This window comes from Delftia sp. ASV31, assembly GCF_016428765.1.
GTDB lineage: Bacteria > Pseudomonadota > Gammaproteobacteria > Burkholderiales > Burkholderiaceae_C > Comamonas > Comamonas acidovorans.
Window position 1 is genome coordinate 1 of the sequence record NZ_JAELTK010000006.1, and the last position, 20,303, is coordinate 20,303.

Annotated in this window: 30 protein-coding genes and 1 pseudogene; 10 read left to right on the forward strand and 21 right to left on the reverse strand. The window is 64.5% G+C overall.

From position 1 onward, the window contains the following. Positions 1-373, forward strand: a pseudogene (locus tag JHD82_RS29840) (hypothetical protein); the annotation flags it as partial. Positions 374-686: 313 nt separating this feature from the next. Here the strand turns inward: JHD82_RS29840 and JHD82_RS03460 are convergent. The 21 genes from JHD82_RS03460 to JHD82_RS03560 all read right to left on the reverse strand — a co-directional run bounded on the left by JHD82_RS03460 (position 687) and on the right by JHD82_RS03560 (position 13,516). Beyond that, a complete protein-coding gene (locus tag JHD82_RS03460) occupies positions 687-1,199 on the reverse strand; it encodes a hypothetical protein (protein WP_199135424.1) in 513 nt (170 codons plus the stop codon). Next, entirely contained in the window at positions 1,196-1,777 is a 582-nt protein-coding gene (locus tag JHD82_RS03465; RefSeq protein WP_199135425.1) for a glycoside hydrolase family protein, read from the reverse strand. The genes JHD82_RS03460 and JHD82_RS03465 overlap by 4 nt, the downstream gene beginning before the upstream one ends. Beyond that, positions 1,774-2,016, reverse strand: coding sequence for a hypothetical protein (locus tag JHD82_RS03470; protein ID WP_016452823.1), 243 nt, complete (start codon positions 2,014-2,016; stop codon positions 1,774-1,776). Before JHD82_RS03470 ends, JHD82_RS03465 begins: the two co-directional genes overlap by 4 nt. A gap of 1 nt (position 2,017) precedes the next feature. Then, positions 2,018-4,354: a hypothetical protein gene (locus JHD82_RS03475; protein WP_199135426.1), complete on the reverse strand. Its 2,337-nt coding sequence runs from the start codon at positions 4,352-4,354 to the stop codon at positions 2,018-2,020. Then, positions 4,341-4,751 carry a hypothetical protein gene (locus tag JHD82_RS03480; RefSeq protein WP_199135427.1) on the reverse strand — a complete coding sequence of 137 codons (411 nt, stop codon included), beginning with the start codon at positions 4,749-4,751 and terminating at the stop codon, positions 4,341-4,343. Before JHD82_RS03480 ends, JHD82_RS03475 begins: the two co-directional genes overlap by 14 nt. A 30-nt stretch (positions 4,752-4,781) precedes the next feature. Then, a complete protein-coding gene (locus JHD82_RS03485; RefSeq protein WP_199135428.1) occupies positions 4,782-6,155 on the reverse strand; it encodes a PBSX family phage terminase large subunit in 1,374 nt (457 codons plus the stop codon). Next, a complete protein-coding gene (locus JHD82_RS03490) occupies positions 6,152-6,946 on the reverse strand; it encodes a terminase small subunit (RefSeq protein WP_199135429.1) in 795 nt (264 codons plus the stop codon). The genes JHD82_RS03485 and JHD82_RS03490 overlap by 4 nt, the downstream gene beginning before the upstream one ends. A 343-nt stretch (positions 6,947-7,289) precedes the next feature. Further along, complete coding sequence (locus tag JHD82_RS03495) at positions 7,290-7,586, reverse strand: hypothetical protein (RefSeq protein ID WP_199135430.1); 297 nt, start codon at positions 7,584-7,586, stop codon at positions 7,290-7,292. Between the two features lie 293 nt (positions 7,587-7,879). Then, positions 7,880-8,071, reverse strand: coding sequence for a hypothetical protein (locus JHD82_RS03500; RefSeq protein WP_199135431.1), 192 nt, complete (start codon positions 8,069-8,071; stop codon positions 7,880-7,882). Positions 8,072-8,115: 44 nt separating this feature from the next. Beyond that, positions 8,116-8,304: a hypothetical protein gene (locus JHD82_RS03505; RefSeq protein ID WP_199135432.1), complete on the reverse strand. Its 189-nt coding sequence runs from the start codon at positions 8,302-8,304 to the stop codon at positions 8,116-8,118. Next, positions 8,301-8,606 (reverse strand): hypothetical protein, encoded by a 306-nt coding sequence (locus JHD82_RS03510; protein WP_199135433.1) that lies wholly within the window; start codon positions 8,604-8,606, stop codon positions 8,301-8,303. The genes JHD82_RS03505 and JHD82_RS03510 overlap by 4 nt, the downstream gene beginning before the upstream one ends. Before the next feature lie 13 nt (positions 8,607-8,619). After that, complete coding sequence (locus tag JHD82_RS03515) at positions 8,620-8,973, reverse strand: hypothetical protein (protein WP_199135434.1); 354 nt, start codon at positions 8,971-8,973, stop codon at positions 8,620-8,622. A gap of 13 nt (positions 8,974-8,986) precedes the next feature. Then, a complete protein-coding gene (locus JHD82_RS03520) occupies positions 8,987-9,550 on the reverse strand; it encodes a nuclease domain-containing protein (RefSeq protein WP_199135435.1) in 564 nt (187 codons plus the stop codon). Then, positions 9,550-9,963, reverse strand: a complete 414-nt coding sequence (locus tag JHD82_RS03525; protein ID WP_199135436.1) for a hypothetical protein — start codon at positions 9,961-9,963, stop codon at positions 9,550-9,552. Before JHD82_RS03525 ends, JHD82_RS03520 begins: the two co-directional genes overlap by 1 nt. Beyond that, entirely contained in the window at positions 9,960-10,460 is a 501-nt protein-coding gene (locus tag JHD82_RS03530) for a recombination protein NinB (protein ID WP_199135437.1), read from the reverse strand. The genes JHD82_RS03525 and JHD82_RS03530 overlap by 4 nt, the downstream gene beginning before the upstream one ends. After that, positions 10,453-10,899, reverse strand: coding sequence for a hypothetical protein (locus JHD82_RS03535; RefSeq protein WP_026062239.1), 447 nt, complete (start codon positions 10,897-10,899; stop codon positions 10,453-10,455). Before JHD82_RS03535 ends, JHD82_RS03530 begins: the two co-directional genes overlap by 8 nt. Further along, positions 10,896-11,606, reverse strand: a complete 711-nt coding sequence (locus JHD82_RS03540; RefSeq protein ID WP_199135438.1) for a hypothetical protein — start codon at positions 11,604-11,606, stop codon at positions 10,896-10,898. The genes JHD82_RS03535 and JHD82_RS03540 overlap by 4 nt, the downstream gene beginning before the upstream one ends. Next, positions 11,603-11,806 (reverse strand): hypothetical protein, encoded by a 204-nt coding sequence (locus JHD82_RS03545; RefSeq protein WP_065347027.1) that lies wholly within the window; start codon positions 11,804-11,806, stop codon positions 11,603-11,605. Before JHD82_RS03545 ends, JHD82_RS03540 begins: the two co-directional genes overlap by 4 nt. After that, positions 11,803-12,342, reverse strand: a complete 540-nt coding sequence (locus JHD82_RS03550; RefSeq protein ID WP_199135439.1) for a hypothetical protein — start codon at positions 12,340-12,342, stop codon at positions 11,803-11,805. The genes JHD82_RS03545 and JHD82_RS03550 overlap by 4 nt, the downstream gene beginning before the upstream one ends. Positions 12,343-12,345: 3 nt before the next feature. Then, a complete protein-coding gene (locus JHD82_RS03555) occupies positions 12,346-13,230 on the reverse strand; it encodes a DUF1376 domain-containing protein (protein WP_233174604.1) in 885 nt (294 codons plus the stop codon). A 25-nt stretch (positions 13,231-13,255) separates the two neighbouring features. Then, positions 13,256-13,516: a hypothetical protein gene (locus JHD82_RS03560; protein WP_017404889.1), complete on the reverse strand. Its 261-nt coding sequence runs from the start codon at positions 13,514-13,516 to the stop codon at positions 13,256-13,258. Positions 13,517-13,977: 461 nt separating this feature from the next. On the opposite strand from JHD82_RS03560, the gene JHD82_RS03565 reads away from it, so the two are divergent. The 9 genes from JHD82_RS03565 to JHD82_RS03605 all read left to right on the forward strand — a co-directional run bounded on the left by JHD82_RS03565 (position 13,978) and on the right by JHD82_RS03605 (position 20,050). After that, on the forward strand, positions 13,978-14,319 hold the full coding sequence (locus JHD82_RS03565) for a hypothetical protein (RefSeq protein ID WP_199135441.1): 342 nt from the start codon (positions 13,978-13,980) through the stop codon (positions 14,317-14,319). Between the two features lie 905 nt (positions 14,320-15,224). Further along, positions 15,225-15,566, forward strand: coding sequence for a hypothetical protein (locus JHD82_RS03570; RefSeq protein WP_199135442.1), 342 nt, complete (start codon positions 15,225-15,227; stop codon positions 15,564-15,566). 13 nt (positions 15,567-15,579) lie between these two features. After that, the gene (locus tag JHD82_RS03575; RefSeq protein WP_199135443.1) at positions 15,580-15,789 is read left to right on the forward strand and encodes a hypothetical protein; all 210 of its coding nucleotides are present in this window, start codon (positions 15,580-15,582) and stop codon (positions 15,787-15,789) included. Beyond that, positions 15,786-15,944 (forward strand): hypothetical protein, encoded by a 159-nt coding sequence (locus JHD82_RS03580; RefSeq protein ID WP_169807224.1) that lies wholly within the window; start codon positions 15,786-15,788, stop codon positions 15,942-15,944. Before JHD82_RS03575 ends, JHD82_RS03580 begins: the two co-directional genes overlap by 4 nt. Before the next feature lie 163 nt (positions 15,945-16,107). Further along, positions 16,108-16,782, forward strand: a complete 675-nt coding sequence (locus JHD82_RS03585) for an ERF family protein (protein WP_233174605.1) — start codon at positions 16,108-16,110, stop codon at positions 16,780-16,782. After that, positions 16,779-17,876 (forward strand): hypothetical protein, encoded by a 1,098-nt coding sequence (locus JHD82_RS03590; RefSeq protein ID WP_199135445.1) that lies wholly within the window; start codon positions 16,779-16,781, stop codon positions 17,874-17,876. The genes JHD82_RS03585 and JHD82_RS03590 overlap by 4 nt, the downstream gene beginning before the upstream one ends. Before the next feature lie 172 nt (positions 17,877-18,048). Next, positions 18,049-18,342 (forward strand): H-NS family nucleoid-associated regulatory protein, encoded by a 294-nt coding sequence (locus JHD82_RS03595; RefSeq protein ID WP_199135446.1) that lies wholly within the window; start codon positions 18,049-18,051, stop codon positions 18,340-18,342. Positions 18,343-18,797: 455 nt separating this feature from the next. Continuing rightward, entirely contained in the window at positions 18,798-19,010 is a 213-nt protein-coding gene (locus JHD82_RS03600; protein WP_199135447.1) for a hypothetical protein, read from the forward strand. A gap of 329 nt (positions 19,011-19,339) precedes the next feature. Continuing rightward, the gene (locus JHD82_RS03605; protein ID WP_199135448.1) at positions 19,340-20,050 is read left to right on the forward strand and encodes an HNH endonuclease signature motif containing protein; all 711 of its coding nucleotides are present in this window, start codon (positions 19,340-19,342) and stop codon (positions 20,048-20,050) included. The last annotated feature ends 253 nt before the right edge of the window (positions 20,051-20,303 follow it).

The window sequence follows — 20,303 nt, forward strand, 5'->3', positions numbered from 1 at the left end:
CGTGGGCTCGGAGATGTGTATAAGAGACAGTTACTATGCAGCGGCACTTTCTTTGTACAAGTATCAATCATTGATTAACGGCAAGAGAATTGGGGTACCGAATTATACAAAGCTAAGGTGGCACATTATTCAAATCTTCAAATGGCTGTGCCACGGAAAAATTGAAGTCCCACAGCCCAATTCAAAAAAGGCTGAAGCATATGCCGCAAAAATAATTGGCATACTAAACTCGGATAGGAAGACTTATATACCACTGTTTGAGCAGTGCCAGGCAATAATTGATCAGGTAGGAATACCCACGGACGACGCGCTTAAGCGGGAAAAATTCACTGTTGACATTATGAATGCCACTATGGCCACACTACCAAAGTGACAATGCAGAAAATCCTGTTTGATTTTTCCCTGAAAAATACCACTCAGCGAAGATGAATCGCCGAAAACACTTATCTATGACTTGAAGTTGGAGCTTTTTCAACAAAGGCTTTTCCCGCGACATAGGCCTGCTCGCAGGTTCTGTCGCGACTCAGGCATTGTCAGCAATAGGCACCAATTGCTCTTCCGCTCGCTCGTAAGCGCGACTCTGCAGTTTGTTGCCACAGTCACACGGCCCGGCCGGCATGGCGTGCTCGTCGCGCACGGCGCAGTCACAGGTATGGCCGCAGCATTGCTGTCGTATGTGTTTTGTGTCATGGGTGGCTATCTGTGATAGCGCCGGAGGCTGGCAGGCCCGGGATAGCGGGCCAGGCGGCGCCGAGGGTTTGGACATCAGCTGCGTGCCCTGCAGCCTTTGCTGCCATTTCCCCATACGCTGCGCGGCAGTCGTCGTATACGGCACTGAGGGCAGTGGCGTACTCAAGGACGGCTGCGGGGGGAGCGCTGGCAAGTCGGCGGGCGGCTTCTGCGGATTGCTCGCGCAGGCCGTCAGAGACAGCGAGTAGATGGTCACGATCACGGCGCAGCAGCGCCTCGCGGGTTCGGGCAGCATTCAGCGCCTCCTGGTAGTTGGTGTTTATGGCCTGCTCGGCCTGGCGCACGCGGGCGTCGGCCGCGCGCTGCGCCGTGCTGACGGACAGACGCTCCGTGGTGATTTCCAGCTTGGCCTCGGCCAGGTCGGCGCCCAGGCGAGCGCCCTGGTAGCTCCAGGCCAGGAACGCGGCCAGTCCTACGGCGGCCAGATGGGTGATGGCGCGCACGCTCATTGCTGCACGTCCATGCATGCGGCGTGCCGCGCCTGTTGGCGAGTCCAGACGCCGCGGCAAACCTTGTTGCCGGGCGTGCTGCAGTCGTAGCGCCACCGCGTCGGCCGGCCGCCCGCGCTCCACTGGTATGCGCTGTAGCCCTGCAGCGGCTGCGCACTGGTCAAGTAGCGATAGGCCAGGTAGGCTTGGCAGGCGCCGGCATAGTCGCCGGCCCGCGTGCGAGACAGCATCGAGGAGCCGCGCCAGGCCCCGCACCCATACTGGCCGGCGAAGTCCACGGCCTGGGCGAACTCGACAGGATGCACCAGCGTGTCGCCCAGGGAATCGCGCACGCAGGCGCCGTACTGCTGCTCCAGCAGGTTCACGGCCAGGTCGCGGGCGCGCTCCCTGGTGATGGGAGGATCTGCCATGGTCACGCGCGTGCCGTCCTCGTAGCGCGTGGCGCCGTGGCCAATGGTGGGCACGTCGCCGCGCACCGGGATGATGGGCGCGGCGCTGAATCCTTCGGCCGCGATCCAGGACGCCAGGATGGCGGCGCCAATGCCCAGGCCTGCGGCAGGCACTCGGCTCCCGCTCATGGCCGCGCCTCGCATGCTGCGGCCAGCTCCTGCGCCTGCCGCGCGCGGCGGTCCTCGCGCTCATTGCTCCAGCGCCACAGCAGGTAGATGACCTGCAGCACCACGTAGAGGATGGTCAGGGCCGTGGCCGTGTGGGTCATGGTCCAGCCATTGGCCACATTGGTGGCCACGACCGTGACCGGCGGCGCGGCCTTGGCGCCCTCCACGGCCGCCGTGCGCACGATGGTTTCTCGATCCATATCAGTCCTTGTTGTCGAATTGGTTCAGCCGGCCCGACATGGCGTCGAGCGTTTGGCGGCTCTGGGCTTGGATCTGGGCCACGCGCTCGCGCGAGTCGGCCTCGATGTGCGCCACCTGCAGACGCACGTCCTGGTCGCCCTTGATCTGCAGCGTTTTGTTGGCCAGGTCGGCCTGGGTCTTGGCCAGCTTGCGGCGCAGCTCATCCAGCTCCATGTCGGCGTCGCGGCGCACGGTGGCGGCCACGCCTTCCATCTGCTGGGCCAGCGCCGGGTTGCCGCCGGCCGCGCGCAGCTGCTCGGCCTCGGCTTCCAGCTTCTCGGCGCGAGCGTTGATCTCCCGGACCTTGGCCTGCTGCTCGGCCAGCGCCTGGCGCGCGCTCTCCTGCTGCATCTGCAGGGCCTCGGCCTGGGCCTGCATCTGCTGCTGGACCTGCTGCTGCTCTTCGGGCGTGAGGGGCTTGTTGGGGTCGCGCTCGCCCGTGAGCTTGCGCAGCTCGTCGGCCACCAGGTCGTTGTTCGGCAGGTCCGAGTACTCCATGGCCAACGTCATGATGCGGATGGCCACTTCGGGCGGCAGCCGGCCCGCCAGCTGGTTCAGGCTTTCGAACATGACCTGGCGCAGCGTGCCCGAATAGTCCTGCTCGGCCACCACGAAGTCGGCCATGCTGGCCGTGATGTCATTCAGGTAGCGGACGCTGCCGTCCGGCTGGACCTCGGGCTGGTTGACCTTCACCCAGTCCAGCCGGCCCTTGTGGCCGGACAGGCGGATCACCTTCTCCTCCGTGTACCACTGCTCCACCAGGCTCAGCAGCTTCTCGCCCTGGATCTGCACAGCGAAGCGCAGGTTGTCGAAGGGCTGCGTGGTCACGACCGAGCCCTGCAGCTGGCGGGCCTCGATCGCGCGGCCGCTGACGGCATTGGTGCGCCGGCCCAGGTTCTCGTCGCTGATGCCTGCGGACTTCTGGATGGCCTGGCCGTCCAGCGTCATCATCTGCACTTGGCCAGCGGCCATCTCGCTGTCGCGGTGGACCTCGAACTTCTTGCCGGCCTTGTAGATCACCACGCCGTCCGGCTGGTTGACCTCCTCGCGCGCCTCGTTTATGTCATCGAAGGCGCCCTTCTCCGCAAAAATCTGGTTCGTGGACAGCAGGAACAGCGCCTTGCTAGCCCGTTTGTTCAGGTCCATCTGCAGATCGCGCACGCGGCGCACCACCCCATAGGGCATGCGGTCGCGGCCGCGCCGGTAGCACCAGATGGGCGTCAGGCTGAAACTGTTGTGGTGCATGGGCGTTGGGCCCAGTGCCAGCAGATGGCCCTCGGTGAAGACCGCGACGTGCATGCGCATGGCGACACGCTCCACGATGGAACCGCCGTGCGCACCCACCACGGCGCGCAGCGCATGGTCCCAGGGCTCCACGAACGAGCCTTTGAAGGGGCCGCTGGTCACCACCTGGACAGACGCCGGCATGCGGAACTGGCACTCGATCAGGCGCACGCGGCGCCGCGCCTCGCTGTCGATGTTGCCGCGCCCGCCGGCCAGGTAGCTGCCGCTGGTGCCGCTGACGTGGCGCTCGCTGGTGTGGCCCTGGAAGAAGAATTCATCCTCGGCCCACTGCTGGGCGCTGAACTCCTCCTCGCGCAGCACGGCCCGCTCCACCACGTCGCGGCGCTGCGGGTACATGGTGATGGCCACGTCTTCATCCACCCAGCGCGTGCGGAACAGGTAGCGCGCATCGCTCAGGTCCGGCTCCATGGCCATCGAGTCCCAGAGCACATTGCGCCAGTCCTCGTACTTGTCGTAGAGGATGTCCTTGGTGGGGTCGTTGCGCACGCCGGAGTCCACCCAGCCCACGCCCACCTTCACGGTGTCCTCGAAGGCACGCGAGCGGTTGAAGTTGGTGCGGTTTACGTCGCTGACGTACTTGAGCACCTTGGTCTTCACATCGGCCAGTTGCACGTCGTCCTCGGCGCGCGGCAGCACGCTCCAGTCCACGCGCGCGCGGCGCTCCGTGCCAATGAGCCAGTCGCACATCACGGCCACCTCGTTGAACACCAGGGGCACCTGGCCGCGCTCCTCCAGCACGGCCGCATCGGCCGGGTCCCACTGGTCGCCGTCGTAGTAGTCGGCGTCGATGGACATCTGCAGGCGGTTCTCGGCCTGGATCTCGCGCTCACGGTAGTACCAGCTCAGGAGCTTGCGCAGGGTCTTGCGGGCCTCGGGCTGGTCCAGAGGGTGCGGCGGCGCCTCCTCGTCGGCGTCGAACTCCAGCGGCACATCGTTCAGGATGCGCTCGCCCACGCCCGCGCGGCGGTTGAAGCGGGCCTCAAGCTGGGACATATTCGGCCCCCAGGTCCGGGATGGTCAGGGCCTCGGCCGCGATTTCCTTGCCATCGGACTTGACCACCAGGGTGCCGAACTCCTGGCCTGGGCGCTGCCATGTGGGCTCGCTGGGCATGCTCACCAAGTCGGGCAGGCCCTCGTTGACGATGGTGGCCACGCGCACCCAGTTCGGCCGGTTGGGGTCAATGCCCAGCACCTCGCAGGCTTTGGCCAGGTAGGCGGGGTCATCGTAGAGATAGGCTGCGCTCTCCATCACCACGTACCACGGGGCTTTGGGGCGATAGGCAGGAATCAGGACCAGCGCGCGCTCGGCGTTGATCCAGGTGTAGACGGCCAGCAAGTCCCCATGCTGGCGGTGAAGGTGCGCTTTGCGCAGGTCGATACATGCAGGCATGCCCGCGAAAGTGGCAGGCTTGGTACGGGATCAGCGTGCCATGCCGCCCGCGCGTCGCCTGAGAGGCACAGCGCCCGCAGTGTCGTTGTCCATCAGCGGCAGGGCCATGTTGATGTAGCGCCACACGTCTGCGCCGTGGCTGGCGTCATCGTGCAGCGGCGGCCCCGGCTCGCCCGTGCGCGGGTCGATCTGGCGCTTGTACCGGCTCAGGCAGTCCAGCAGCTTGGCACAGCGCTGGGCATCGATGTAGGCCGAGGAGAAGATGCCGCGCGCCAGGCGGATGCCCGACTCCAGGCCCGCGCGCTCCAGCACCTCGACCTCGCGGCCCATGTCCTCCAGGATCTGCTGGGCCGTCTGCCCGGTCTTGAAGTCGCCGTGGGCGCCGTCGTGCGGCAGGAAGTCCGTGCCCCAGCGGTACGGCAGCTTCTCCATCTGCTCCACATACCATTCCAGCGTCTTCTGGTTGTCCTGCATGAAGTTGATGACGCGGAAATCCATGGCCGTGCGCTGCACGAACGCGATGGCCATGTTGTCGGCCCAGCCCAAGTCCCAGACCGTGTGCACGGGCAGCTTGGGGTTGTAGGGCACCAGGCACACGCGGTCGTCGTTGTACAGGCGCTCCACCTCCTTCGCATAGATCGCGCCGGCAAGCGTGCGCTTCGGACGGCCCTCCCAGACGTTCCAGTAGGTGTCCGGGTCGCGCTTGAAGTGCCGGCGGCGCTCCTTCTCCAGCACCTCCGGAAACCAGGGGTTGTCCCGCCAGTTGATTTCGCACAGCCAGGTGTCGCTGTCGGCGGCCTCGATAAACCTCGCATAGGTGGCGTCCGTGGCCAAGTCCGGGTTCAGCGTGAGCCAGATTTCCGAGCCGGGCCGGCGGATGGTCGGCACCAGGACCTCCCAGCTGCGCGCGCTGACGCTCTGGGCCTCTTCCACCCACACGATGTCGATGGCTTCATAGGACTTGATCGAGTCCACCGTGTGGCTCTGCAGGCCCGCGAACAGGATCAGCGTGCCATTGGCGCCGCGGATCTCCGTGTCCAGCACCTCGTAGAAGCCGCCCAGGCCCAGCGCCGCGATCTGGTCGGACAGCAGGCGGTGTACCGAGTCCCGCATGGACTTCTGGATCTCGCGCGCGCACAGGATGCGCAGCGGCCGGTTGCTGCCCATCACCAGCAGGGCCATGGCCACAGACCAGGACTTGGCGCCGCCGCGCCCGCCGTACATGACCTTGAAGCGCTTGGGCTGCCACAGGCCGCGCAGCTTGGCGGGGAACTCGACCCGAACGCGCGATCGGTCAACCTCGTAGTCCTGGGCGAAGTCCGGCTCCAGGTCCTCGCCGGCCAGCGCAGCATCCAGGGAAAGCGCGAGGATGGACGGGCGGGTGTTTGGCGGTGGCAGCTTCATGCGGCCTCCCCATCGCGTGGGTCGTGCTCCCGCGCTGGGGCCTCCACGAAATGCACCTCGAAGTGGCCCACGCCGTTCCCGCCGCCCTGCTGCTCGTTGTCGCGCTTGTAGAGGCCGTGGTAGCGCATCAGCTTCTCTGCCACATCCAGCTGGCTGTGCACGTTGATCTCCAGCCCGTATTTGCCCTCCTTGGCGCCCGCGAACAGTGCAAGGGCGCCGCGTGGCATGGTGCGCGTGTCCTTGAGGATTGCGCGCGGTCGGCCAGCACCGAAGCACTCCGGGCACTCCGGCACTGGCGGCTTGTTCGCGTCGTAGCCCACACCGCCCAGCTCGGGGAAGTCCTGGGGCGCCTTGCCGGCGTCCAGCCACTTCTCGCGCTTTGCGTTGTATTCCGCCAGCGTGTACTGGTACTCATGAGCCACACCGTGGCAGTGCCTGCAGGCGGAGACGTAGACCTCAACCAGGTCGCGGGGGTCGGCCATCAGCATGTCGTTCAGCCGGCGCACCACGTCCTCGGCCTGCACCTCGGCCCGAGCGACCGCCGCCTGGCTGAACTCCTTCACATACGCCTGTACCTTGACATCTCTCAACAGGCGCGCACCCTGCGAAGCCGCCGTAGCAGCGCTGTAGCCTGCCGCGATGGCCGCCTGCGTTGCGTTGAAGGCCAGGGCCACATACTCCCGTGCAAAGGCCTTGTGCCGGTCCTCCGTGGTGATGTGCTGTTTCTTCGGTGCCGCGCCATCCTTGGCCTTGGTGGTCTTCGCGGTCTTGCGGGCAGGTTGCTTCTTCATCCTGCTGAACGTGTCAGGCTTGGCACGCTGAAAGTGGGACAGGCAAAGAAAAGCCCCGGCCGTGAGGCTCGGGGCAGTGTCCCTGGGGTATCTGGGCCCTACTAGTCGGACAGCATTGCCGGCGAGAAGTCAGGCCCGTGCGCGTAGGGGTTGGCGCCTTTGTACCAGCCTAAACCCCTTTCAGTGAGGCCGTTGCAGCGCTTCACGGCGCCACAGTCGAGCAGCACGAGGGCATGCGTTCCCCACCTATCGGTCACATGGCATAGCGTTGTGCCATTGAAGTAGTGCATGCCTTGCTGCACGATGTGCACACGCGCCCCCGGTGCTGGCAGTGTGTTAGCGGTCATACGAGGCCTTTCTCGAATGCTTCGACCTCGCAGGGCTGGAACCGCTGCACCAGTTCCCGTCGCTTGAGAGCAGCCACCTCAATTGCGGCCGACTCTTCCCAAGCTGACGTGTCACACACGGCGGGGTCCTCGATGCCCTCCCCCTCCTGAAACAGGCACAGTTCCCCATCAAGCAGCAGCACCACACCCTCTTGGTGCCGGTAGCCTGTGCCCTTTGGCTGCGCGGCCAAGAGTGCATGCGCGGCGGCCAGAAAGCCTGGCAAGGTAAAGATGGGGTTCGGGGTGGGTGTCATGGGAGCCTTTCATTGCGATTCGTTATTTTGTGCGCATTAAATAAAAAAGCGCAAGAATTCCCCAGCAAACATGCAGGTTAATTTGTGCGCATGAAATAGAATGAATCCATGACCAATCCGAGCCCTCCCCGTACTCGCGCCCCTGGTGGTGGGCGCAAAGCCCTCTATGACACGCCCATGAAGGCCGTCAACATCCCCGTCACAGAGCAGCAGCGCGAAAAGCTGCGGAGGCTGGGAGGCGCCGCCTGGATACGCCAGCAGATCGACGCCGCACCGGAGCCAGAACACACCACTCAAATCGGCCCATCGGCATAGCAGCAGGGCACCCCACCAACCAGAACGGTGAACGTGTCCCAGCCGTTGCGCTGGTCGTAGCCCGCTCGTTCTGCTGTCACCTCTCCCGAGATCCGCGCTCCCTCCAGCAGTTCACAGAAGTGCGCCAGGATCGCGGCGGGCGTGGCCTCAATGCGCGCCACCTGGGCCATGGCACGGCGGTAGCTCCCTCCAACGGGCCGCACCTGGATCATCCTCATTGCCACAGCGTCAGGCCCAGCACGAGGGCCACGACCAGTACGGCGCAGCCTATGGCCATGCGCCGCAGGTTGCCACCGCGCCAGGTCGTCAGCTGGCGTGTGGGCGGAATGAACAGCACAGCGCCGTCCTCCCGGTATGCGTAGATGTCGCCCGCCTGCGGCTGGCGTTCCGTGGTCATGGTCATGTTGTCGATCCCTCTCTCAGTCTGTAGCGATGCACTGGCTTGCGCGCCGGCAGCTCCGTGAGCCGGCTTTCCACCTGGCACTCGCGCACCAGGTACTGCAGCGCCCAATCGATCTCCCCCTTGCTGCGGCCCAGGGCCAGGACCAGCTCGGCATGGAAAAACCAGCGCCCGGGGGCCTGGCGTAGAAACCGCAGCAGCACGTCGGTGCCACTGCCCGGGCGGATGACGCCCGCAGGGCGCGGGTTGTTGTGCCGCGCCCCCTCCTCGTGCCAGCCCTCCAGCTGGCCAGCCATCCAGTCCATGCAGCTCAAGAAGTCACACCTTCGCGCTGTAGGCCTGGGCCATTCCCTGATCGCGTAGCCATTCCGATGCTTCGGCGCTCGCGGCGCGCACCAGGTCATGGCGCCCCTGCTCCTCGCACCTCGCTATCAGGGCCAGCAGGAACTGGTGCTTCTTCGCCTTGAACGCGGCCTCTCGCAGCTCCTCCACCACCTCGCGCAGGTCGTGAATCTCCAAACGCAACGCGGCGCGGCGTTCCTCCAGCACGGCCCGGGCGCCACGCGGCCCGTAGATGCCGTCCGACAGGTAGGCGCGCTTGGACGCGGCCAGATCGAGTTCAACCTGCAGCAGCTCGCGGCGCAGGGCGTTGTATCGGGCAATCGTGGTCATGTTCTCCCCCGTATCAGAAAAAAATCGGTGTTGCATTCAGCAGGCCCAGCGCCCACAGCACAGCGGCGCGGTCGCGGGCATCGGTGTTGGGAGCACCGGCCAGCGCACGCCATGCCAAGACCTGGCGCAGGTGCGCGGCCATGAAGGCGGCTTCCTTGCGCGCGGCAGGCGCAGGCCCCTGGTCAAGCCAGGAATGGCACGCGGCACAGCCCCAGGCGCTGTAGTGGTCGTCAGCCTTTCTGCGCTCCCCCTTCCCGTGGATGGACAGATTGCTGTGGCAGCAGACGACCGTGGTGGTGTCGTTCGTGCAGATCCCCGGTATCAGCAGCAGGCACTGCTGGCCCTTGGCCAAGGCACGCAGGCGCGGGTTGCGCTGGGCCACGGTCTTCGGCGCGGGCACGACCTGGTGCTGGTCGATGAGCGTCATAGTGGCAGCGCGCGGCCGGGCCTCGGCCATGGCGCGGGCAGCGCGGGCCTCCAGGCGCTGCTCGCGCGCCAGCTCGTGGGCGACACGGGACGCAGGAGCGGCCCGCCGGCGGAACCCTGCCCCGCCGGACTTGAAGGCAGTGCGGCGCATCAGGACTGCTGCTCCATGAACAGGCCCAGCTGCTGGCCGCCCTGTTCCACAAGCCCACGGCGAGCCAGCGCACCGGCACGCCAGCGGGCGCGCATGGCCTCGGCCTGCAGCCCGGTGATTTCGGTCCTGCGGTCGCCGCTGTCGTGGCCTGGGCAGTAGTCGATGCTCTCTGCCCAGGCGCCATAGCCACGCATTCGGATGAACATCGCTCCAGCACTGTGGACGCAGGCCCGGCACAGCGGCGCATCGCAGGTATGGACTGCCCGGTACCGGATGGGGATCGCGTGCGGCGGCGCCGCCAAAAGGTGCGGCGCCTTCTTCTCCAGCTCGCCGCGCTTGCGCTCCCAGCCCAGCCACGTATCGCACAGCAGCTGGGCCTTACCGCCACAGAACAGGCATTTGCGCGCGGTCATGGGCACACCCCGCCAATCACCTCGCCCGTGTCCGGGTGGGTCTGCTCGCGCTCCCACTCCTCAAAGGTCGCCGGGAACTCCACGTTCAGCTCGTTGATGGCGTGGGCCATCACGCGGTCGATCAGGTCGCCGTACTCGCGCACGCCCAGGCTCTCCGTGCTGATGCGCTCCTGCGTGGTGGTCGTGGCGCCACTGATCGGGTCATGGTGCGTCACCGCGCGGCTGCCCAGGTACTCGGCGCGGAAGTGCTCCTTCCAGGTGGCTTTCGAGTGCCGGCGGCCGTCGATGACCACCTGGCGCGAGATCTCGGCCAGCACGAAGTCGTGATAGAAGGTCCGCTGCCTGTCGGTCTTGGCGTCCTCGTGGAGACGCACGAACACCTCCAGCCGGCGGCCAGCCTCCCACTGCTGCATGCACCAGGGCGCCACGCGCTGCAGGAAGTTGGCCCGGGCCTGCTCGGGGCCGTCCCAATGGGCGTGAAGGGCAATCTCAGCCACGGCCACCTCCCCGCAGATCAGCCGCGCGGCGATAGGGCCAGGCCACCATGGCCGCGTCGCGGCTGTGCTCGTTGCTCGGGCCCGTCCAGCCCGTTACGGCCGCGAAGCGCCGCGCATCCAGCTTGCCACCCTTCCCTGCCGGGCTGATGCCGTGGGCAGGGATGCCCAGATCTGCGCAGTGCGCCGTGATGTCGGCGCAGCGCGCATCCACCTGCCCCACGTTGCGCGCCATCTTGGCGCTGGCGGCGCCGGTCTTGCCGCGCGTCCAGGTGTGCGACTGCAGCCGGCTGTCCTCGAAGACCACGCGCGACGGCATGCGTGCGGCCAGCGTGCGCTCGATGTGGTGCGGCGGTATCGTCAGAAGCTCCACCAGCTGGCCGTCCACGAACACGGCCACGCCCGTATTGGCTCCAGGGTCCATTCCAAGGATCACGCTCATGCCCGTGCCCTCCCTGGGATCAGCGCGGTGAACATGCCGCCCTCTTCCCGCCACGTCTCGTTCCTGCGGATCTGGCCAATGGTGGGCTTGGAGACGCCGTAGCGCTCCGCCAGCACAGTCTCCGATTCAGCACTCGCGCGGATGGCCCTCACCTTCTCAAGGTCCAGCTTGCCGCGCGCTGCCTGTTGTGCGCGGGCTATGCGCAGCCTGGTCAACGGCGTGAGGCTGCGGCCGCGCGCTTTGTCGGCGCGGGTGCCGAGCTTCATGTGCTCATAGGCCACGCATGCTGGGTCATCGCAGCCCGCACGGACTGTCTGCTGCAGGCCCAGCGGACCCCGCTTGATCGTCCAGACCACGCGGCGGGCCGCCGTGGGAGGGCCGTCCGGCCCAAACCGCACCATGGGGCCGCGGCGCGGGTCGATATAGCCAGTCCAGACCAGGCACCCGTCCACGGTGCGCTTGCACTTGCCCTCGATCAGCTGCAGGCGCAGCTCGTCGGGCATCACCCAATCGGTGACCACGTAGTGCGGGAAGCGGTCCAGCTGGATCAGCCGTATGAGGCCCTGGCCCATCAGCTCATCGATGATGGCGCGCAGCTGGGCGCGGGCCGGATCGGACATGGTGCCGGCCAGGGCGGCGTACTGCACCGGGCCGGCCTCAATAGTGGCCAGCACCTGGTCGCGGTCGAATTCAAACCTGCGGATCATTGGGTGTTCCTGAGAGCGAAGTGGTAGACGCCGAACCCATCAGGGCCGGTGCTTTCGGGGCGGACGCGGCCGGCGCGCACGGCTGCCTCGGCCTCCACCTGGTTGACGGGGATCTCACGGCCGCGCTGGACCGCGTAGAAGCGGAACCCGGGCCGGTAGCGCAGCACGGCGCCGGTCTTGAGCAGCTGCAGGAGCGTCATCGCGGCCAGCCCTCCATGCCCAGGGCCTGCATCGCGGCGCGGATGGCCGTGCGTGTCAGCGTCTGGTCGCCGGCCTGCACGCGCGCCACGATGCGGCGGGCCCAGTCCTTGCCATCGCCCTGCGGCTCGATCTGGACATGCACAGGCGCTGCGTTGGGTGCAGGCAGGGCCAGCCAACCATGCTCCTCGGCGTGCGTCTTGCGGGGCGTGGCGGCCCTGCACATGGCCTCGAACTGCGGCAGATGTGGCGGGTAGTCCGGGTGCTCTGCCGTGAGGCGCGCCACAGCGGACTCGATCACGTCGGGCGTGTACTTGGCCAGCGTCGTGCGCCAGACGCGCATCGCAGCGCGCACGCCCAGGTCGCGGCCTTGGTCGTCCAACACGCCCGTGGCGAACTTGCTCAGGAACAACGACCCGTAGCAGCCCTGCATCACGAGGAACAGGTTCTTCACGGCCGGGTTCGCGGCAGCCTGGTCCGCCGGCTCTCGCGCACCATCGCGCAGCGCTGCCGGTGCCAGCGCAGAAATTTTTTGCATTGCTCAGTCCCCCACGATGGCCGCATAGGCGGCGCTGTGCTTGTTGCTGCCCCGGGTGGCGCGCTCGCCCTTCTCCCGCATGCAAGTCGCCTTCAGGTACTCCACGGGGTCCGCCGGCCGCGCCACGACCGCAGCACGCACGGCATCGACCACGATCTGGTCGCCGTAGTCCTTGACCAGCTTTCCCACGAACGAGCCGCACTGAGCCGGCGGCAGGCCTGCCTGGGCCAGCAGCGACTTGCCCGCGCGCCACAGCTCGTCCTTCGTCATCTCGCCTGGCGGCTTGGCGGCGCCGCCGCCCGTAGCGTTAGCTACGGAATAAAGAGTTCCCTCTCCCTCTCCCTCTCTGTTCCCTCTAAGAGCGTTTTCCGCTGGAACTTGGCCGGAAGTCGCACCGTTTTCCGGGCGATTTCCGGCGGAAATCGCTTGGGGCTCCGGTGGAATTCCGTGGGGGTAGGCGCCGGAATTCCACTGCTCCGGCGTTGGAATTCCGAACAGGGGCTTGCCGGATTTCTCCCGCGCCTTGTTCTCTTTCCGCAGGCGGTCCAGGAACTTTCCGTAGGCGTGCCGCCGCTTCGCCGCACCCGCAGCCACGGCCTTCTCAGCGATCACGGGGTGGTACAGACGACCATCGCTACACTTCACGAAGCCAGACAGGGCCTCGGCCCGCACCTTCTTCCATTCGCGCACGCTGATAGGCATGCGGCCGTAGCCGGCCAGGTTGGCCAGCTCTACGTCGTCATCGGGCAGCGAGGCAGCGGGAATCTGGTGCCAGGCCGCGCACCACAGCAGCACGCCAGCGCGGAACGCATCACCGTTGGGCGTCGATGCAAAACGCGAGTCGCGCAGGCGCCGAACATCCAGCTCCATGTACGGGAAGTCGCTCAAGTCGCAGTCAGCGGGTACGAGGGGTTCAGGAAGCTGTTGCTCGGGCATTCCCCACCTCTTCCTCGGCCGCAGTCAGACCAAAGGTCTCCGGCGGGGCTCCAAGCGCTTCCACCAGCAGCGGATTGCCTCGCAACTGGCGCAGGATCAGACTGGCCTCATGCAACGCTTCTTTCGCATGCTCTTCCAGCAGCGCCTCGATGTAGACCGGGCGCTCCATGCCCTTGGCCCTGGCCAGCGCGTCGAGCACGCGCAGTGTGTTGGCGTCGCACTGTTGGCGAAGCTCCATGGTGTCCGAGCAGCTGGTGCGGCCGCTGGCTCGTGCGAAGGCAACAAGCCGCAGAGCAGCGCGCCGCATAGGACCTGCGGGGTGCCCTTGCTTAACCATGCGGCACTCCCTTCGGCTCGTACTCCGGCCAAATTTCCTGCCAGTCATCCGGATACCAGACATGGCGCGGCACCTTCCCCGCTGTCACCCGTTCAATGCGAACGACCGTCTTGGGTTTGGGCCGCCGCACACCGTCGCGCCAATGTCGAACTTGAGCATCTTGTTTGGCCCCAGCCAGCTCTCGAAATTCGGCGATGGAAGGTGCACCTGGTGCTTCGAGGAACTGCCGTAGTTCCTCACAAGGTTTGCATGGCTTTGGTGTAGTCATGCTCGAATTCTATATCTTTTGATACTTCTTTGGATATCTTTTGATAGTCACCAGAAACAGTATCGTTAGATACGCACGCTCTAAGCTGTCCTGCATGGACAACGATGAACAGAGCAACTTCCGCCGCGAGAGGCTCGAGGCCCTCGCCGTACACATGGGGGGACGTGCAGCCCTAGGTCGAGCCATCGGCTACAAGGACGGCGCATACATCAATCACATGGTCAACGGCTTGCGACCGATCACAGAGAAGACCATCGCGCAATGCGAGCAGTTGCCAGGGGCCGCTGGATGGTTCAGCGATGCACGCTTCCAAGAACTAGCCTTGTCTCGCGAGGTCGTCGCCGCGATTTCAAAACTCGACCCCACAGAGGTCCGCAGGATCGAAAACCTACTTCGTGGGATGCTAGACCTACCACAACTGCGTGGCCAGCAATAGAAGCCTGCTATCAAGTTTCAATTTGACAAACTTCTCTCGCCCGGGAATACTGTACGTATTCACAGTATTCAGAGGCAAGAGTGAGCACAGGCGAAGATTCCAGTCCGACGCGGTCGGCCAGATCCATACATCACTACGGCGGCGGTCTACTCTGCCTTGGCACTGTGCAGGAGCAAGAAGCTTTCGCGCGAGGGCGTATTGAAAGTGCCGCCGACTTGGTGGAACTGTGTGCTTCATCTCTGAGGCATGAACATGCTTCCGTGCATAGCGTGCTGATGCAGGCCTACAGCATGCTGCACGAAGCAACGGAAGCGCTGCCACATCACACCCCTTCATGAACCTAGGTCAGCACGCATCAGTTGACGCCGACGCTGACCTTTTTTTTTGCCGAAGAAAGTATCTTTTGATATTGCATAAATCAGTATCTTTTGATAAAGTCCAAACCGTCAGCAGCAATCTCGCCGTTGACGGGCGCCACCAACATGCCGCCCACGTTCATGCAGCCGCACGGCTGGGTAAACACAGGCACCGCGGGCGGCAGCGGGATACAAAAGGTCGTCGGCGCACTGCCTCACTGAACCAGCCTCTGCTTACGCAGGTAAGAGCTGCCGGGAGACTGGGACAGGCCCCGCAGAACCCTGAGCTGGGGGGATTGGAGAAATACGGCTTGAGGCATGCACTGGGATGCCAAGAAAAGAAAAGCCCAGAACAACACGCCCACCGGAGCGCATCCGGAATGCCCTCGCAAGAGGGCCATCACGCTGGCGCCCTTTCAGAGGACGCCGCCGCGATGGAGCCGGAGCCATCCGGCAATCTCAACCTTTGGAGTGGGTTCTGACCCGGCTCCATCGACCCACCCACAAGGGCCTGCACACGCAGGCCCTTTTTCATTTCCGGAGGCCCACATGAATGCACGACTCCCCTCTATCTGCTGGGCCTCGGTGGCCGCTGCGGAGAACGCGGCGCGCTACGACCGCGCCGAGGCAGAAGACGCCGAACTGGACACCTACGTCCGCGAGTACTACGGCCCGCCCTTCACTGCCGAGTTTGTGCAGGAGGCCCTGAAGGCCGCGCAGTACGAGCTGGCCAAGCAAATCGCCGCCGCCAGCGAGCGCATGGGCCAGAGCCTGAACCCCGAACACCCGCAGCTGGCAGTCATGGGCAACTCCATGGACGAGTGGCTGCGTGCCTATGCCCGCCAACGTGCCCGCGAAGACATCGCGGACCTTCAACGAAACCGCCACTGATCGAGGAGCCACCATGCACAAACATGACGAAATCCCGGACCCGCCGCCGCTCGCATGGCTGATTGCCATGCTGCTGGGCATCAGCCTGCTGTGCCTGCAGGCTACGCTGGACGATGAGCCCGGCAAGGCCCCGCCCGCCACTGTAAGCGCGCTGGCGTGCCCCGGCATGCACGCGGAATGGGTGAGCGAGAGCGTCGTGGAATGCCACCGCGAAAAGCCATGAAGCTCTCCGAACTCACCGACGCCGAGAAGGTGCCGCTACTGATGGAGTGGCTTGAGGAAACCGCACAGAAGCTGGACAGGGCGTGGCCCGCTGGCGGCGCCCGCTACCTGGCATTCGTCAGGGAAATGCGCGGCGATCCGGAAGACCCGGAATGACCGTCCCATTCACCAAGCGCCGCGCCGGCGCCGACCATCGCCCGCGGCTGCGGGCGTTTCTTTTTACACAACTCGCGAGGATCCTATGAACGCTGTTTCCAAAACCGAAGCGGCAGCCATTGAACTGATGCCGCCGGCAAACGTCGCGTCCGCTGCCCTGATCATGTCCCCTGCTGCGCACTTCCTGCTGACGCTCCAAGAGCGCGGCGTGCCGCCCGAGCAGATCGAAAAGCTGATGGATCTGTGGGAGCGTGGCGAGCGCCGAGAGGCCGAGAAGGCCTACAACGAAGCCTTGGCCGCTTTCCAGGCCAAGGGCATCAGGATCATGAAGCGCAAGGCCGTGGACTTCCCCACAGCCAAGGGCAGGACCAGCTACATGCACGCCGAACTGGACGACGTGGTGCAAGCCGTGGGCCCGGAGCTGTCCGCCCATGGCTTCTCGCGATCCTGGGAGACCAGCCAGGCGGGCCGCGACATCACCGTGACCTGCTGGCTGCGGCATCGCCTGGGCCACAGCGAGAAGATCTCGATCACGGCCCAACCCGACGAGACAGGCGGCAAGAACGCCATCCAGGCCATCATTTCCACCACGACCTACCTACAGCGCCACACGCTAAAGCAGATCACGGGCGTGGCCGAAGCCGGCGAGGACGACGACGGCCAGGGCGGCGCGACCGCACCACTCTCCACACTGGCTCAGGGCTGGGTGGACTACATCATCAGCGTGCGCGGTACCGACAAGTTCGCCGAGGCCTGCCGCGAAGGCCGTGCTGCCCTCACCGAAGACCGCGCCGGCCTCATCGCCTTCAACGCTGCCGCCACAAGAGGCGCGCCATGAGGGCCATCCTGTTTCGCTGCTCGAGCATCGGCAGGTTGATGACCGCGCCCGCGAGCATCGACCCCGCGCTGATCACGCCCGAGGTCGAGGCCATCCAGGCCAAGAAGGAGCGCACAGACCAGGAAAAGGCCCTGCTCGATGACCTCAAGCTGCGCACGCTCAGCGAAGGCGCCAAGACCTATATCCGCGAGCTGGTGCGGCAGGAAATATGGGGCGTGGACTTCAACTTTTCGAGCAAGTACACCGAGAAGGGCAAGGCTGTGGAAGCGGAAGGCCTGGCCCTGCTGAACCGCGTGCGCGGACTGGCCCTGGTCAAGAACACCGAACGGCGCAGCGACGGCCAGATCACGGGAGAAGCCGACACCGTGGACTTGGGGCCGCGCCGCTGCGGCCACGACCTGAAATGCTCGTGGAGCCTGCAGACCTTCCCCGCATTCGTGCGTGACTGCCAAGACTCGCTCTACGAGTGGCAGATGCGCGGCTACATGCGGTTGTGGGACATGGACCGCTGGGAGGTCAACTACGCCATGGTCAACACGCCCGAGGAACTGCTGGGCCAGTACGAGCCGCAGCAGCTTCACTTGGTCGAGCACATCCCCGAGCACATGCGCCTGACCACATGGGCCATCGAGCGCGACCGCGCGCTGGAGGCTCAGATGGACGTGAAGCTGAAACTGGCCCGGGCCTACTACGCGCAGTGCATCGCGGAATTCGCGGCCACGCATCCGGAACCAGCGCCTGCCGCCCGCGTCGAGGCACCGCCGCAACCTGAGCTGATCGGCTTCGACCTGGCCACGCAGCCTGATCTGCATGTCGAGGTGGAGATGGCGCCCATCCCTGCGCTGCAGCCTGCAGCGCTGGACCAGCTGCAGTTGCAGGAACTGGTGGCCAGCGGCCAGACGTTGAAGCTGGGCCAGATCAACGCGCGCCTGGGCATTTTCGAGATCAGCGCCACGACCGCCAACGCGGTGGGCGTTCAGACCGTCAAGGACCGGGGCGCCGTGCACATGCCTGCCACCAGCTTCGCGGCGTTCTGCGATGGCCTGATCGCCCATATCGCCGACGTGCGCGATAGCTTCCAAGCTCAGCCATGAGCATTCGCAGCGTTTTCCTTGGCCTCGCGGGCATGAGCCTGCTGGCCGGCAGCACTGGCTTTGCCGGTGCATTCCTCCTGGCGGCCGCAATTGCGGCATGACCAGAACTTTTAATCCATGGCCCTACCAAAAGAAGGGCCCCACTTATCGAAACCCTACTGGAGAAAAAACAATGAGCGAATACAAGACCCTGCTGCAGCAAAAGGCCGAGCTGGATGCACGCATCGCTGAAGCGATGAAGACGGAGAAGGCAGGCGCGGTGGCAGAGGTGCGCGCCCTGATTCAGCAATACGAGTTGTCCGAGCAGGACGTGTTCCCTGCCAGCCGCAGTAAGACGAAGGGCTCGGTGGGCGAGCCCAAGTTCCGTGACCCTGAGACCGGCGCGACCTGGACGGGCCGGGGCAAGCCGCCGAACTGGATTGTGGACAAGGACAGGGAGCAGTTCCTGATCGCGCCCGCCGCCTGACCCCCGAGGCATGAGCGCAGCGCGTGCAGCACGCTGTCCTGGTACCTTCTCGCGCAGCCAAGCCAGCCTGCGGCCTGGAGATACCGCAAGGTCCGGAAGCAGCGTCTTATAAGAACGGCCAACAGTTAAGCAACGACCGGCCCATACACCACGCAAGGGGGTGCGCGCCAAGCCTAGGCGGCTCCCCAAGCCCCTGGATGCGAGACTGCCAGGGGTCTTTTTTCTTCATAACCTCCCCCGAGATGGATCGTTTGCAAAGACCGCGAGCAGTTCCTGACATTTCCTGAGGGCATGGATGCAGGGCGCGAGACGCGCCCTCTCGCGACGGGCTTCACTGCCCTGATCCGCTTCTACATATAGGTAATTGTTGTTACCCAAACGGTTTTCCGCTGGAAATCAGAGTAGTGTGAAAAAAGTTGGTCGTTTTCGGTCAACACACAGGACCGGAGGTCCACATGAAAGTCAAAGACACAAAAGGCTCATTTAGCCGCCAAAATAAAAATTCTCTTCCAGATGTTGATAGTCATGCTGTATCTAACGATGACTATTTCCGCACACCTGACCCACCACGCAAGAAAAAAATCAGCGATTGGGACACAGAATTTACTATAAATGTGGATTCTGCTGAACTGCGGGACACACCTCCTCCCTACCTCAACGGAAGATAATTGGAGTTTAATATGCTTTCACAACCTCGCACCCCATGGGAAGTCTTTTGGGATTCCGTCAAGAGCATCTTTTCTCCAGGAGTTCAGATAGAAGCACTTGATAGCAAAAGAAAGAACGACCCTTTATCCAGAGAGGAACGAAGGATTTATGAAGAAGAAAAGCAAATAAATCGAGATGCTTAGCTAGGCTAACCTTCGTCAACCAAATTAAAGCCACTCAACAGTGGCTTTTTTTCCGTGGGTGAGCACAGCGCGTCAAGTGCGCTGTCCTGATCTCTCCTTCTTCAAAAAGCCAGCCAAAGAGCTGGCTTTCTGTGTTCTGGACCAGCATGAGCCAAGTCACTCCCCCCGCATTGCGCCCTCAGGCAAGTTGGACTGCGCAGCAGATTGCCCAGCTGCGCGCCCTCTACCCCGACACGCCCACAGATCAGGTGGCACAGACCCTCGGCAGCAGCAAGGCAACGATCTACCGCCAAGCCGCAGCCCTGGGGATCAAAAAATCCCAGGCCTTCAACGTCAGCCAGCACAGCGGCCGAATCCAACGCGGCAGGGATGACCCCCACATGGTGGCCACGCAATTCCAGCCAGGCGCGGCCCCGTGGAACAAAGGCGTGCCAGGATCAACTGGGCACCATGAAAACACCCGGGCAACGCAGTTCAAGGCGCGCCGGCCCGAACAGTCCCGGAACTACTTGCCCATTGGCAGCCTTCGCGTCACGCGCGACGGGCTTCTGGAACGCAAGATGACCGATGACCGGAACATCGTCCCCGCCAGACGCTGGACAGCTGTGCATCGGCTCGTCTGGGAAGCCGCGAACGGACCTGTGCCAGAGGGTCACATCATCGTGTTCCGGCCTGGCCAGCGGACCACCCAGGAGGCCGAAATCACAGCTGATCGCCTCGAATGCATCAGCCGCGCCGAGAACGCGCGCCGCAACCATCCCGCCCGCAAGTCTCCGGAGTTGGCCAAGCTGGTCCAGCTCAAGGGTGCCATCACCCGCCAGGTCAACCGCATTGCAAAAGAGAGCCAACCAAAATGAGCACCCCGCACATCACCCTCGTTCGCCAGCAGTTGCTGGACACGCTGGCAGATCTTCGCAACCGCGAGCAGCCCATGGACGTAGACCGCGCTCGAGCAGTGGCTCAGGTGGCCTCTGTTCTCGTTGACACGGCCAAGGTCGAAGTGGAGTACTTGAAGGTCACGCACTCGGACCGGAGCGACTTCCTCGAAGCCCCGCCCACGGCCCCACAGTTGCCGGCCCCCAGCAGCACGCCAACGGCACACAACCCCTT

Bases quoted from the DNA above. Each gene is read 5' to 3' on its own strand.
- JHD82_RS03505 (WP_199135432.1), bottom strand. From the start codon at position 8,304: ATGACCATGACCACGGAACGCCAGCCGCAGGCGGGCGACATCTACGCA.
- JHD82_RS03575 (WP_199135443.1), top strand. From the start codon at position 15,580: ATGCACAAACATGACGAAATCCCGGACCCGCCGCCGCTCGCATGGCTG.
- JHD82_RS03485 (WP_199135428.1), bottom strand. From the start codon at position 6,155: ATGAAGCTGCCACCGCCAAACACCCGCCCGTCCATCCTCGCGCTTTCC.
- JHD82_RS03585 (WP_233174605.1), top strand. From the start codon at position 16,108: ATGTCCCCTGCTGCGCACTTCCTGCTGACGCTCCAAGAGCGCGGCGTG.
- JHD82_RS03500 (WP_199135431.1), bottom strand. From the start codon at position 8,071: ATGGCCCAGGTGGCGCGCATTGAGGCCACGCCCGCCGCGATCCTGGCG.
- JHD82_RS03545 (WP_065347027.1), bottom strand. From the start codon at position 11,806: ATGACGCTCCTGCAGCTGCTCAAGACCGGCGCCGTGCTGCGCTACCGG.
- JHD82_RS03510 (WP_199135433.1), bottom strand. From the start codon at position 8,606: ATGGACTGGATGGCTGGCCAGCTGGAGGGCTGGCACGAGGAGGGGGCG.
- JHD82_RS03550 (WP_199135439.1), bottom strand. From the start codon at position 12,342: ATGCAAAAAATTTCTGCGCTGGCACCGGCAGCGCTGCGCGATGGTGCG.
- JHD82_RS03580 (WP_169807224.1), top strand. From the start codon at position 15,786: ATGAAGCTCTCCGAACTCACCGACGCCGAGAAGGTGCCGCTACTGATG.
- JHD82_RS03470 (WP_016452823.1), bottom strand. From the start codon at position 2,016: ATGGATCGAGAAACCATCGTGCGCACGGCGGCCGTGGAGGGCGCCAAG.
- JHD82_RS03525 (WP_199135436.1), bottom strand. From the start codon at position 9,963: ATGACCGCGCGCAAATGCCTGTTCTGTGGCGGTAAGGCCCAGCTGCTG.
- JHD82_RS03520 (WP_199135435.1), bottom strand. From the start codon at position 9,550: ATGCGCCGCACTGCCTTCAAGTCCGGCGGGGCAGGGTTCCGCCGGCGG.
- JHD82_RS03480 (WP_199135427.1), bottom strand. From the start codon at position 4,751: ATGCCTGCATGTATCGACCTGCGCAAAGCGCACCTTCACCGCCAGCAT.
- JHD82_RS03540 (WP_199135438.1), bottom strand. From the start codon at position 11,606: ATGATCCGCAGGTTTGAATTCGACCGCGACCAGGTGCTGGCCACTATT.
- JHD82_RS03590 (WP_199135445.1), top strand. From the start codon at position 16,779: ATGAGGGCCATCCTGTTTCGCTGCTCGAGCATCGGCAGGTTGATGACC.
- JHD82_RS03565 (WP_199135441.1), top strand. From the start codon at position 13,978: ATGGACAACGATGAACAGAGCAACTTCCGCCGCGAGAGGCTCGAGGCC.
- JHD82_RS03595 (WP_199135446.1), top strand. From the start codon at position 18,049: ATGAGCGAATACAAGACCCTGCTGCAGCAAAAGGCCGAGCTGGATGCA.
- JHD82_RS03605 (WP_199135448.1), top strand. From the start codon at position 19,340: ATGAGCCAAGTCACTCCCCCCGCATTGCGCCCTCAGGCAAGTTGGACT.
- JHD82_RS03460 (WP_199135424.1), bottom strand. From the start codon at position 1,199: ATGAGCGTGCGCGCCATCACCCATCTGGCCGCCGTAGGACTGGCCGCG.
- JHD82_RS03515 (WP_199135434.1), bottom strand. From the start codon at position 8,973: ATGACCACGATTGCCCGATACAACGCCCTGCGCCGCGAGCTGCTGCAG.
- JHD82_RS03560 (WP_017404889.1), bottom strand. From the start codon at position 13,516: ATGGAGCTTCGCCAACAGTGCGACGCCAACACACTGCGCGTGCTCGAC.
- JHD82_RS03535 (WP_026062239.1), bottom strand. From the start codon at position 10,899: ATGAGCGTGATCCTTGGAATGGACCCTGGAGCCAATACGGGCGTGGCC.
- JHD82_RS03495 (WP_199135430.1), bottom strand. From the start codon at position 7,586: ATGACACCCACCCCGAACCCCATCTTTACCTTGCCAGGCTTTCTGGCC.
- JHD82_RS03490 (WP_199135429.1), bottom strand. From the start codon at position 6,946: ATGAAGAAGCAACCTGCCCGCAAGACCGCGAAGACCACCAAGGCCAAG.
- JHD82_RS03465 (WP_199135425.1), bottom strand. From the start codon at position 1,777: ATGAGCGGGAGCCGAGTGCCTGCCGCAGGCCTGGGCATTGGCGCCGCC.
- JHD82_RS03475 (WP_199135426.1), bottom strand. From the start codon at position 4,354: ATGTCCCAGCTTGAGGCCCGCTTCAACCGCCGCGCGGGCGTGGGCGAG.
- JHD82_RS03570 (WP_199135442.1), top strand. From the start codon at position 15,225: ATGAATGCACGACTCCCCTCTATCTGCTGGGCCTCGGTGGCCGCTGCG.
- JHD82_RS03600 (WP_199135447.1), top strand. From the start codon at position 18,798: ATGAAAGTCAAAGACACAAAAGGCTCATTTAGCCGCCAAAATAAAAAT.